We start from the raw sequence: 11,503 nt of genomic DNA, 5'->3' as shown, positions 1-11,503 counted from the left end.
GCCCGGATCGCGCAGGAATTCGACGATTTCCTGCAGGTCTTCCTTCGCCTCGTCGACGCCCGCGACGTCCTCGAAGGTGACCTTGCCGGCCATCTCGGTCAGCAGTTTCGCCTTCGACTTGCCAAAGCCCATCGCGCGGCCGCCGGCGCCGCCCTGCATCTGGCGCGCCATGTAGATCCACACGCCGATGAACAGCAGCAGCGGCAGACCGTTGACGAGCAGCGTCGACAGCCAGCCCGGATTGTCCCCGCCCGGCTTGGCGCTGATCTGCACCTTCTTGGACTCGAGCTTCTGCACCAGCGACGGATCGTTCGGCGCATAGGTCGTGAAGGAGCGGTTGTCGTTGAAGTGCCCGGTGATTTCGTTGCCTGCGATCGTCACGTCGTGCACGCGGCCTTCGTCGATCTGCACGAGCAGCTCGCTGAAGGTGATTTCACGCGCCGGCGTCCGGGATTGCTGATGCTGGAACATCGCAAACAGAACCACCGCGACAGCCACGAAGACGACCCAAGGCAAATATTTCTTCCAATTCGCCTTCATTTTTACCTCCAAGGGCGCTTCCTGCTGATATCTCAGGGAAAAGCTGCCCGCATAACGGCATCATGACATAGGACGTATGCCCTCGCCCTACCCAAGATGAGGTTGCGCCTATCCTAGGTCAGGATGGCGAAATAGCCAAATCGAGTCCATAATTCGCCAAAAACGACAATTGGTGGGGAGGCATGCTCAAGATCATCATCGCGGGCCTAGACGGCTGTCTGGGCTCCGCCTTCCTCGGCCTGTCCGATCTCCTGTCGCTGTCCCAGCGGGCGATCGCGGCGGCCTCAACGAGCGCGGCGGACGGCTCGACCGCAACGCCGCCGGCGTTTTGCGTCGTCGCCGCCAGCCCGACGGGACAGCCCGTCCGGGACGGCGCCGGCGTTCCTTTCGATGTCGAAACCTCCTTCGACGAGATTGCCGCCTGCGACGCGATCATCGTCCCGAGCTTCGCCCCGGGGCCGGACGGCAAGGCGCCCGACATGACCGCCTTTGCGTCGGCGGCGGCCTGGTTGCGCCGCCATCACTCGCGGGGCGCGCTGATCGGCGGCTGCGGCTCGGGCGTCTTTCTGCTGGGCGAGGCGGGCCTGCTCGAAGGGCGCCGCTGCACGACGAGCTGGTGGCACCATGAGGACCTCAAGCGTCGCTATCCGCGCGCGGACACGGCCTGGGGCGCGCGGCTCATCGACGACCGCCGGGTGATCACGGCGGCCGGGCCCCTCTCCTGGATCGACGTCGGCCTGCATGTGATCAAGACGCTTTGCGGTCCGGAGGCTGGCCGCGTCGCGGCCGATTTCACGCTCGGCGAAGCCTCGCCGAAGGGCGCACAGGCGGCGACCGCCTACATGCCGAACGTGGTGAGCGGCAGCGCCGACGCGTTTCTTGCGGAGGCGGAACGCGTCGTGCGGCAGGCGGACGCCAATTTCAACGCGCAGGATCTCGCCCGATCGCTTTCGACCTCGGAACGCACGCTGCACCGCAGGCTGAAACAGGCCTGCGGCGAATCGCCAAAGACATTCATCGACCGAATCAGGGTCGAAACCGCGCGCACGCTGCTGGAAACCAGCGCCAAGCCGGTGAAGGAGCTGGCGGCGAGCGCGGGTTTCATCGACGAGGCGAGCTTCCGCCGCGCCTTCCGGCGCTATGCCGGCATGGCGCCCTCGGCCTATCGCGTCTGGGCGCGCGCCAAGAGCCAGGACAAGGCGCAGATGTTCTCGGTGCGAAAGGAATCGGAGTTCATTCCCGAGATCCTCACCACCATTCTGGACACCTGCGTCAACGGCGTGACACTCACGGACCCCGACCTCGAGGATGCGCCGATCGTCTACGCAAACAAGCGCTTCCACGAAATCACCGGCTATGACGCGGAGGAGATCATCGGCCGAAACTGCCGCTTTCTGCAGGGCGACGACCGTGATCAGGAGGGGCTGCGGCGGCTGCGCGAAGCGATCCGCAACCATCAGCCGGTGGAAGTCACGCTGCGCAACTACCGCAGGGACGGCCAGCTCTTTCACAACAAGCTCAACATCACGCCGCTGTTCGACGCGCATGGCAAGCTCATCTATTTCCTGGGCGTGCAGTACGACGTGACGGATCAGGTGCGCGCGGAGGCGGAGATCGGCGACCTGCGCGCGAAACTGCAATCCATCGCCTGAAGCGGCGCCAGACGGAGAGCGATCGTCGCTGCGATGCGAGCGTCCGCGTTTTTCCTGCGATTTTACAGGTCAGTCGCCAGGACGCGCATGTCGGCGGCGACCCTTTGATCTCGCAACGCAGCAACTTTTCCGGCTTGCGTCAAGAGCGGCGCAGGTGCGTTACTATGTCGCGCCATCGGTTAACGCTCCTGAAACAGGGCGCACTGCGGGCAACGCCAGAGGCAAAGGGAAAAGTCATGAGCTCGTTCACCGCAATTGTCTCGATACTCGCCACCGCCGCCGCCGTCACCTTCGCCATCACGGCTTACGTGAACTGAACACGGCAGCAGGCCGACGACGCGCGTCTGGAGGGAGACGCGCGTCGTGTTCCTGATGTCAGCGATTGGCCCGTCGGCGGTTTTTCCCGTCTGACGGCGCCCGTGGAAGGTTCGCCGCCACCAGGCGAGGCGTCCTCCGTCTTGCGCTGCGCGTTTCGGGAACTTTCGCGAGCGCGTCCACCGCACGGGCCAGACGACGAAGCCATTCACGGCTACCGTTCCGCCTGCGTCGCTCCCGGCGGGGCGCGGTCAGGAGCGTGAGTTCCTCGAGCTCTTCGAAAAGAAAGATTTCGCGCGGCCTTTGACGGCGCCGGCATGCTTCTTCGATCTGAAGGTCGAGAAGTGGAAAGTTCCGATAAGTCACGAGCCGGATCATATCCTGCCCTTTCCCTTGTTGAATGATGGTTGGTTCACGAGGCCAGGCGCGCGCGCATGGCTTCGATGGCGCTGTGCTCGAGCGGCACGTCGGCGACGCCGGCGAGATGGCGGACGCGCTGGTCCCATTCCGGGCCCACTTCGTAAATGACAGCGTAAGTCTCGACGCCCCCAATGCATTGCGACGGTCCGAGCGGCTCGCCCGCGCAGCCGCAGCGCGTCAGCATGCGATGCATCGCCCGGTCGTAGACCGTCACGATATGCGTCAGCGCCACCGCCTTGCCGATTTCATTGAGCGCGAGACCAAGCTCGGCGGTGGCCCGGCTGATCGTCGGCCCGTCAACCTTCATGTCGCCGGTCATCCTGACGGTGAAGCGACTCGATTCCCAGATCAGCGGACTCTCGATCCGCACGCCGTCCGGCAGCAATTGCGGGAAGGTGTCATTGAGCATGTTGAAGCCGGTCGTCGGCAAAAGCCGCAAGCCGCCAATCACATGTCCCGAGTCATCGAGCGAGAGCACATAGAGAGGGTCGAGCGCGTCATACCCATCGATCTCCCATCTGTTGATGACCGTCACCTGCCACTTCAGTCGCTCGTAGAAGACGTTTCGGCGCAGCCTGTGCATTTGATCGATGAGGTCGGGGTGCTGGTCGCGCCACTGACCAGGAATGACTGTAATCATTGCTGTTCTCCTTAACGCCAAGTTTACGTTGGAGAATTTGCAGCAATGACAGTGGGTTATCACCTCCCGAAAATAGGGGGTCGGGCCGGTCTGGAGGCGTTTCCGCCTCCCGAAAACAGGGGGTTAGCGCCGCTTTTTCGGGATGAGATGCGTCGGTTCGTACGACATGTTGATGAGTCCGCGGGCGAGCGCCTTGGCGACGGTGTGCGTCGTGTTCGCGGTTTGCAAGCGGGCGCGGGCCGATTCGAGATGAAACCGGACGGTATGGGGACTGATTCCCAGAATGTGTCCGATCTCTTCATCCGTCTTGCCGAGCGCCTTCCATCTCAGACAACTGGCCTCGCGCAGCGGCAGATGGATCGTCGGCTCCTCGGTCACGCCGCAAGCGCGCAGGGCTGCGGAGTGAAAATTGAAGGCGACGACCATCAGATCGCGCATGAGCTCGCCCTTCATGGCGCGCCAGTCAGCGTCCGCCTCGTCGCTCGTGACCGAAAACAGCCCAAACTCGCCCATCCGCCCGCGAATCGGGATGGACATGCCGTTCGCGCCCACGTCGAGTTCCTGCGCTTCTCCGAAGAACTTGCGGATCACGGGATCGCTGCGATCGATTTCCGCCCAGTCTATGGGGAGGATGCCCCCGAGCCCCGAGCGCACGATCGGGTCCAGATCGACATAGCCGCTCTGGGCGAAATGCTTCTGCCACTCCGGGGAATAAGTGACGGACAGAAGCGGCCGCTGCGCGCCGGGGGCCGGCATGTTGAGGGCCGCATAGGCGACGTTGTGCAGCCCCCAGGACTGCATGAACAGGCCGATGATATCGGAGGCCGATTCGATTCGGTCGGCCGACGCCAGTCGGTCGACGAGGTCGTAAAAGTCATCTGGATGCACGGCAACCACCAACACTGAATGCAGACACGCTTACGCTGAAGGTAGAGCCTTGCGCGCGCGCGGACAACCATGCCTCTCGCGCAATCTGGATTGCGATGAACACTCCCTCCCCCAGGACAGGAAAATCCGACGCTTTTTCTTGGCGAGCCGACAAAGAAAACCCCCGCTGAGACAGCGGGGGTCCTTTGGAACGGGACGCCCGGAGTCAACCGGGCGCCATGATCCAGGCGATCAGTACTTCGCGACCACCGGAGCCGGGGAGCCCCAGTTGAAGTGATAGTTCACACCAGCGCGGACGATGTTGCCGTTGACGCGGGCGCGCACCTGGCCGCCGAACAGCGCGTTCAGGCCGCTGGCGTTATCGGTCGCCGGCATGGCGAAGTTCTGCGCGACCGTGCCGAGATCATAATACAGATATTCGACCTTGGCCGACCAGTTCGGCATGAACATCCACTCGAGGCCGCCGCCGGCGGTCCAGCCAACCTGCGTGTTCGAGAAGTTCACGCCGCCGAAAGACGCCGGGAGATGGTTGGTGGTGACGAACACGTCGTTGTAGACGAGCGACGCTGTGTTGAGCGACACGCCGCCGTAGGCGAGACCGCCCGTGCCGTAGACCAGCAGGGTGGGCGTGAACAGCCAGCCGAGACGGCCGCGAACCGTGCCGATGTAGTCGAGATTGCCGCGAGCCGACGTGATGGCCACGTAGTTGGTGCCGTCGCCGACCGGCGCCGCGGTGATGACGGAGCGGCTGGCGCTGTTGCCGGTCAGACCCTGGATGTCGGCCTCAACGCCGGCGACAAAGCTGTTGTAGAACTGCCAGTTGTAGCCGATCTGGCCACCGCCGATGAAGCCGCCGTTGGCGCCGCTGTTGACGCCGGCGACCGAGGCCGCGGCGGAGAAGGCGGCGAGATAGCGCGTGCCGTCGATCGCGGCGCCGTGCGGCCAAAACGGATCAGCGGCGACCGGGCCGACGCCGATCGACTGGCTGTTGCTGTTGGCCCAGGTGCCGCCTGCGTTCAGACCGACGTAGAAGCCGGTCCACAGCGGCGCCGGCGGAGGCGGCGGGGGAAGAATCGGAGCCGCCTTGCGGGAGGGGAGATCGGCAGCGATGGCGGAACCCGCCGAGATGGCCAGCGCGGCAACAGAAAGCGCAATCTTTTTCATAGTGGTCCTCTTCGTCGGCTTCACGACGCCTACAAGCGGCGTCGCGCTGAAAGTGCCTCGGCTCCGTCGCGATCTTCGCTCCGTGCGCCTGGCCCTTTTTTGCCCAGCCTGATCTTGACCGTCAAAGCATATCTTGGACTTAAGCATAAAAACGGACGGGTTTTCAGAGAACTGTTGCGCAAAGGCCACAAAAAAAGCCCGGCAAACGCCGGGCTTCCTGTTCTTGGCTGATCTTTTCGAAAGATCAGTATTTGGCGACGACCGGAGCGGGAGCGCCCCAGTTGAAGTGGTAGTTCACGCCGGCGCGGACGATGTTGCCGTTGACGCGGGCGCGAGCCTGACCGGCGAAGAGGGCCGAGTCGTTGAAACCGCCAGCGACGCTGATCGGCATGGCGAAGTTCTGGGTGACGGTGCCGAGATCGTAGTAGAGGTATTCGACCTTGGCGGACCAGTTCGGCCAGAACATCCACTCGAGGCCGCCGCCGGCCGTCCAGCCGACCTGCGTGTTCGAGAAGTTCACGCCGCCGAACGCCGGGGCGATGAAGTTCGAGAACGTGTCGTTGTAGACGGTGCTCGCCGTGTTCAGCGTCACGCCGCCGTAGGCGAGACCGCCCGTGCCGTAGACCAGCAGGGTGGGCGTGAACAGCCAGCCGAGACGCCCGCGGACCGTGCCGAGGTAGTCCAGATTGCCGCGAACCGAGTGGACGCCGATCCAGCTGTCGCCGAAGCCCGTCGGGGCCGCGGTGATGAAGGAGCGGCTGCCGCTGTTGCCGGTCAGGCCCTGGATGTCAGCCTCAACGCCAGCGACGAAGCTGTTGTAGAACTGCCAGTTGTAGCCGATCTGGCCGCCGCCGATGAAGCCGCCGTTGTTGCCGCCGTTGAAGCCGCCGGCAGAAGCCGCAGAGGACAGCGCCGCGACTTCGCCATTGAAGCGCGCGCTGCCGATCCAGGGGTTGAAGGAGTTGCCGAAGGCGACCGGAGCGACCGCAATGGTCTGATGGTTGCTGTTGGCCCAGGTGCCGCCAGCGTTCAGACCGACGTAGAAGCCGGTCCACATCGGCGGCGGCGGGGGCGGCGGGGGCAGCATCGGCGGCGCCTTGCGCGACGGGAGGTCAGCGGCGAGGGCCGACCCGGCGGTCAGCGCCAGCGCGGCGACGGTGAGAGCGACTTTTTTCATTCCAGCCTCTTAAAAAAAGCGTCGGAACCGCGCCAGGCGCACGACTCCCAACTCAGGGGCCAAAGCGGTGCGGCTCAAACGATTCCGTTCCGCATGGCCATACCCCTATCCATCAGCAGCAGACCCGCTCAGTCAACGATAACTCGTTGCATTCGCGATATTCGAAGTCGGTTTCTGGGATCATGTTGCGCAAAAGTCACTACATGACGAGCGAAAAATCAAAACAAATGCCAAAGCTTATGGCGCTTATCCGTATAGTTTGTTACAAAATGCTTGAGGAAAATCGCGCTGCGTCCCCCTGCCCCGGTCTTGGCGAAGCCGCCGGGGAAGCCGCTCCGGCGCAGCGCCAAGCCAAGCTCGGGCGGGTCGCAAGCAAACGGATTTCATGCGCTAGCGCTGCCAGTTAGGCGATTGCCGACTCGAATTCCGCCAGCCCGGCCGCGACGTCGAAAGGCGTTGCCGCGCGGATGCAGGCGAGAGCCTTGCCGGCGCGCTCCAGCGCCTTGCCGGCGAGAACCGGCGCCCCTTCGGCGACCGGGCGCGCTTCGGCGAGATCGCCGTTACAATGAAGCACCATGTCACAACCCGCCGCAATCGCGCGTTCGGCGCGTTGGCGAAAACCGCCGCTCAGCGCCTTCATGGAGAGGTCGTCGGTCATCAGGAGGCCGTCGAACCCGATGACGCCGCGAATGATCTCATTGACCACGACGCTCGACTGGGTGCCCGGGGCGGACGAATCGATCGCCGTGTAGACGACATGCGCGCTCATCGCCATCGGCAGATCGGCGTTGGCGGCGAAGGGCCGAAAATCGACCGCTTCGAGCTCCGCGCGGCTGGCGTCGACAACCGGGAGTTCGAGGTGGCTGTCGGCGCGGGCCCGGCCATGTCCGGGGATGTGCTTCATCACCGGCGCCACGCCGCCCGCCATCAGCCCTTCGGCGGCCGCGCGTCCCAGCCGCGCCACGCGCGAGGGGTCGCGGCTATAGGCGCGGTCGCTGATGATGGCGTGCGACCCTTCCGCCGGCGTGTCGAGCACCGGCAGGCAATCGATGTCGATTCCGACCTCCCGCAGGTCATGCGCCATCAGCCGCGCGCCCAGCCAGGCGAGACGTTCGGCCTGCGCCGCGTTCCTGGCCGCCGGCTCGAACCGCGCGGCGCTCGGATAGGCGCGCCAGTGCGGGGTCGTAAGCCGTTGCACGCGCCCGCCTTCCTGATCGACCAGAACCGGCGCCTGGCGGCCGAGCGCGTCGCGAACATCCGCGGTGAGGCGGGCCACCTGCTCGCGGCTGTCCACGTTGCGGCGAAACAGGATCACGCTCCACGGCGCCGCGTCGCGCAGGAAGGCGCGTTCGTCGGCGTCGAGGGTGAGGCCCTTCAGGCCGCAGATGAAAGCGCGCATGGATCTGTCCGGGTCAGGCGTCAGCGAGGGGCGGGACGAAGCCCTCTCCCGGAGGGCCTCGTCGTCGGGCGACCGCGCGGCCGCGCGTCAGTTCCCGGCCACGAAGCAGGTGCCGCCGGTGGCTTTCACCTTGTTGCAGACGGCGTTGGCGGAGTCCTTGCTCAGGCCGGCGGCGCGGACGCGATAGACCATCTTCCCGTCGACCTTCGCCGGCTTGAAGGTAGCCCTCACGCCATATTTCGAGGAAACCGACTTGAGCAGCGTGCGCGCCTCCTCTTCGGTCCCGGCGGCTCCGAACTGCACGGCATAGGTCCCGCCCGACGAGGCGGATGGAGCGGCGGCGGCCGCATCGTCCTCGGCCGGCGGCTCCACCGCCGCGACCTTCGGCGCAGGCTTCGGCTTCGGCGTCGCCTGGGCGGTCGTGGCCGGCTTGGTCTGCGGCTTGGGCGTCGCGCCTCTGGACGCCGCGGGATCGGGCGCCGGCGCCTCCGCGACGCTCTCGACGGCCGCCGGGGGAATGGCTGCGTCCTCGACGCGGCTGCCGTCCGGACGGACGGTGACGGTCTTCACCTTGCGCGGCTGGGCGCCGAGCGCGGGCTCGTGCGGCGCGTCCACGGGGCCGTCGCCAAGCGTCACAACCTTGGGCGCCACGGTGGGATCGACGGCCTGCTCCTGATGGGTCACGACCTGCTTGACCGGGGTCGGCTCCTTGCGGTCCAGCACGGCCGCGCCATTGTTCGGAGGCGCCTCCTGATCCGTCGCGGCGGAGGGCTTCACTTTCACCGGGCCTTCCGGCGCGTTGATGACGGCGATGTCCTTGGAGCCGCCGGCGCCGCTGCGATGCAGGAATCCCCAGGCGATGCTCCCGACGGCGACGACGCCGATGGCGACGGCGGCGTGCCAGGGCTTCACGCGGCGACGGAGACCATCCAGAACGCCGCCGGCGCGCTCGTCTTCCGGCTCGCCGCCATAATCGAGATATTGCGAATCATCCGCCCAGCCGCCTTCGGCTCCGCCGTGACGCGCCGGATCATAGTGCTGCTGCGGATAGCCGGACTCGGCGTAGGCCTCTTCAGGATAGCCCTGTTCGGGATAGCCCTGCTCTGGTTGATGCTGGTAAGGCGGCTGGTGGTAGCCATCGTAATGAGGCTCCGAGGCGACCGGCGGCGCGGCGTCGTAGGAGCCGCGCAGACCGGCGTCCCATTGCGGCGCCGGCGGGAGGGGCGGCGGCGTCTGATGCGCCGCCGCGCGCGGATCGGGCAGAATCCGGCTGTAGGGGTCCGCCTCGCTTTCGCCTTGCCGCAGGCGGGCGAGTTCGCTCAGCCGGCTCGCCTTCGGCGCCGGGTTGGTTTCCCCGCTTCGCATGCGCCGCTCGAACTCGGTGAGGTCGACGGCAGGGCCTCTGGCGGACAGTTCACGCATGACACACCTCGATCCTCTTCCCGGACTGGAGCATAGAGCAATGCGCCGCGCGTCCGACCGAGAGATCGAAGGTCGCGCGTCAACGCATTTCGTCGGGAGCGCTCACGCCGAGAAGTTTCAGGCCCGACGCCAGGACTGTGGTCAAGGATAAAACCAAGGCGACCCGGGCGCTCGTTAAATCTCTCTCGGCGGCATTAACAAAACGTAATTGTGGCTGATCTTTGCCGCGGTTCCAGTGAGCATGGAAAACACTAGATAATTCATGCAGATAGAACGCGACGCGATGCGGCTCGTGGGCCGCCGCCGCAGCCTCGATCGCGCGCGGATACTGCGCGATCATGCGCGAGAGCAGCGTCTCCCCCTCGTCCGTCAGCAGATCGAGCCGCGCCCCGGCGAGCGCGTCCCGGCCCAGATCGATGTCCGGGAAGGCGGCGAGCGCCTGCCGCAGCACGGATTTCCCCCGCGCATGGGCGTATTGCACGTAAAAGACCGCATTGTCCTTCGATTGCTCGATCACCTTGGCGAGGTCGAAATCGAGCGGCGCGTCGTTCTTGCGGTAGAGCATCATGAAACGAACGGCGTCCACGCCCACTTCGTCAACCACTTCGCGCAGCGTGACGAAATCGCCCGCGCGCTTGGACATTTTCACGGGCTCGCCGTTGCGCATGAGCTTCACGAGCTGGCAGAGCTTCACGTCGAGGGACGCCCTGCGGTCGGAGAGCGCCGCGACCGCCGCGCCCATGCGCTTCACATACCCGCCGTGGTCCGCGCCCCACACATCGACGAGCGTGTCGAAACCGCGGTCAATCTTGTCCTTGTGATAGGCGATGTCCGCCGCGAAATAGGTGGGCGAGCCATCCGACTTCTTCAGCGCGCGGTCGACGTCGTCGCCGAAATCGGTTGAGCGGAACAGGGTCTGCTCGCGATCCTCCCAATCGTCGGGGAGCTGGCCCTTGGGCGGCGGCAGCCGGCCCTCGTAGACGAGCCCTTTCTCCCGCAGCCACTCGATCGAGGCGTCGATTTTCGAGGGGCCGTGGCTGCGGTCATGCAGGGTGCGCTCGGAGAAGAACACCTCGTGACGGATGTTGAGCGCGGCGAGATCGTCGCGGATCATGTCCATCATGGCGTCGATGGCCTCGACCTTGACGATGGGGAGCCACTCGCTCTCCGGCCTGTCGAGAAGCGCGCGGCCGTGCGTTTGCGCGAGCGCCGCGCCGACCGGCTTCAGGTAATCGCCGGGATAGAGCCCTTCCGGAATGGCGATGGTCTCGCCGAGCGCCTCGCGGTAGCGCATGAAGGCCGAGCGGGCGAGCACGTCCACCTGCGCCCCGGCGTCGTTGATGTAATATTCGCGCGTCACCTCGCAGCCCGAGAAGGCGAGGAGATTGGCGAGCGCGTCGCCGAACACCGCGCCGCGCCCATGGCCGACATGCATGGGGCCGGTCGGATTGGCCGAGACATATTCGACATTGACCTTGCCGGCGAGCGCGCCCGCCCTGCCCTTTTCAACCCGGCCGAAATTCTCCGGATCGCCCAGAACGGCGCGCAGGACCTCGGCGTAGATGCCGGGCTTCAGCCGGATATTGATGAAGCCGGGCCCGGCGACTTCCGCCTCCGCCACGCCATCAGACTGCGCCAGCGCGTAGCAGATTTCGGTCGCCAGCATGCGCGGATTGGCGAAATGCGCCTTGGCCTCCTTCGCGAAGACCATCGCCGCATTGCAGGCGAGGTCGCCAAGCGCGGCGTCCTTCGGCGGCTCGACGACGAAACGGGCGAGGTCGAGCGGAGGCAGACGGCCCGCCGCGGTCATGCCGTCGAGGATCGAAGCGATGCGGGCGTGGAAGAGGTCGAAAATGTTCATGGAGGTCCGGCTGAGATGTCTTCGC

The 11,503-nt window shown here is 65.5% G+C and carries 9 protein-coding genes; 1 reads left to right on the top strand and 8 read right to left on the bottom strand.

What is annotated here, in order from left to right; all coding sequences use genetic code 11:
- Positions 1–540: ATP-dependent metallopeptidase FtsH/Yme1/Tma family protein (locus ACR652_RS19875; RefSeq protein WP_434508205.1), on the bottom strand; the 540-nt coding region annotated here is incomplete at its 3' end.
- Positions 541–722: 182 nt separating this feature from the next.
- On the opposite strand from ACR652_RS19875, the gene ACR652_RS19870 reads away from it, so the two are divergent.
- Positions 723–2,192 (top strand): helix-turn-helix domain-containing protein, encoded by a 1,470-nt coding sequence (locus ACR652_RS19870; protein WP_434508204.1) that lies wholly within the window; start codon positions 723–725, stop codon positions 2,190–2,192.
- A 727-nt stretch (positions 2,193–2,919) separates the two neighbouring features.
- On the opposite strand, the gene ACR652_RS19865 is transcribed toward ACR652_RS19870, so the two are convergent.
- The 7 genes from ACR652_RS19865 to argS all read right to left on the bottom strand — a co-directional run bounded on the left by ACR652_RS19865 (position 2,920) and on the right by argS (position 11,478).
- Positions 2,920–3,567 carry an acyl-homoserine-lactone synthase gene (locus ACR652_RS19865; protein ID WP_434508203.1) on the bottom strand — a complete coding sequence of 216 codons (648 nt, stop codon included), beginning with the start codon at positions 3,565–3,567 and terminating at the stop codon, positions 2,920–2,922.
- 123 nt (positions 3,568–3,690) lie between these two features.
- Positions 3,691–4,455, bottom strand: a complete 765-nt coding sequence (locus tag ACR652_RS19860) for a helix-turn-helix transcriptional regulator (RefSeq protein WP_434508202.1) — start codon at positions 4,453–4,455, stop codon at positions 3,691–3,693.
- Positions 4,456–4,686: 231 nt separating this feature from the next.
- Positions 4,687–5,619, bottom strand: coding sequence for an outer membrane protein (locus tag ACR652_RS19855; protein WP_434508201.1), 933 nt, complete (start codon positions 5,617–5,619; stop codon positions 4,687–4,689).
- A gap of 244 nt (positions 5,620–5,863) precedes the next feature.
- Entirely contained in the window at positions 5,864–6,796 is a 933-nt protein-coding gene (locus ACR652_RS19850) for an outer membrane protein (RefSeq protein WP_434508200.1), read from the bottom strand.
- Positions 6,797–7,199: 403 nt separating this feature from the next.
- A complete protein-coding gene (gene nagZ / locus ACR652_RS19845) occupies positions 7,200–8,195 on the bottom strand; it encodes a beta-N-acetylhexosaminidase (RefSeq protein ID WP_434508199.1) in 996 nt (331 codons plus the stop codon).
- An 87-nt stretch (positions 8,196–8,282) separates the two neighbouring features.
- Positions 8,283–9,617, bottom strand: coding sequence for an SPOR domain-containing protein (locus tag ACR652_RS19840; protein ID WP_434508198.1), 1,335 nt, complete (start codon positions 9,615–9,617; stop codon positions 8,283–8,285).
- Between the two features lie 79 nt (positions 9,618–9,696).
- Complete coding sequence (gene argS / locus ACR652_RS19835) at positions 9,697–11,478, bottom strand: arginine--tRNA ligase (protein WP_434508197.1); 1,782 nt, start codon at positions 11,476–11,478, stop codon at positions 9,697–9,699.
- Positions 11,479–11,503: the final 25 nt, after the last annotated feature.

It is taken from the genome of Methylocystis sp., assembly GCF_051061225.1.
In the GTDB taxonomy this organism is placed as follows: Bacteria; Pseudomonadota; Alphaproteobacteria; order Rhizobiales; family Beijerinckiaceae; genus Methylocystis.
The sequence above is the reverse complement of the archived record's forward strand: the minus strand, read 5'-3'. Positions and strand labels throughout refer to the sequence as shown.

Excerpts from the sequence above, each read along its gene's own strand:
- argS (WP_434508197.1), bottom strand. The coding sequence starts at position 11,478 with ATGAACATTTTCGACCTCTTCCACGCCCGCATCGCTTCGATCCTCGAC.
- ACR652_RS19870 (WP_434508204.1), top strand. The coding sequence starts at position 723 with ATGCTCAAGATCATCATCGCGGGCCTAGACGGCTGTCTGGGCTCCGCC.
- nagZ (WP_434508199.1), bottom strand. The coding sequence starts at position 8,195 with ATGCGCGCTTTCATCTGCGGCCTGAAGGGCCTCACCCTCGACGCCGAC.
- ACR652_RS19850 (WP_434508200.1), bottom strand. The coding sequence starts at position 6,796 with ATGAAAAAAGTCGCTCTCACCGTCGCCGCGCTGGCGCTGACCGCCGGG.
- ACR652_RS19855 (WP_434508201.1), bottom strand. The coding sequence starts at position 5,619 with ATGAAAAAGATTGCGCTTTCTGTTGCCGCGCTGGCCATCTCGGCGGGT.
- ACR652_RS19840 (WP_434508198.1), bottom strand. The coding sequence starts at position 9,617 with ATGCGTGAACTGTCCGCCAGAGGCCCTGCCGTCGACCTCACCGAGTTC.
- ACR652_RS19865 (WP_434508203.1), bottom strand. The coding sequence starts at position 3,567 with ATGATTACAGTCATTCCTGGTCAGTGGCGCGACCAGCACCCCGACCTC.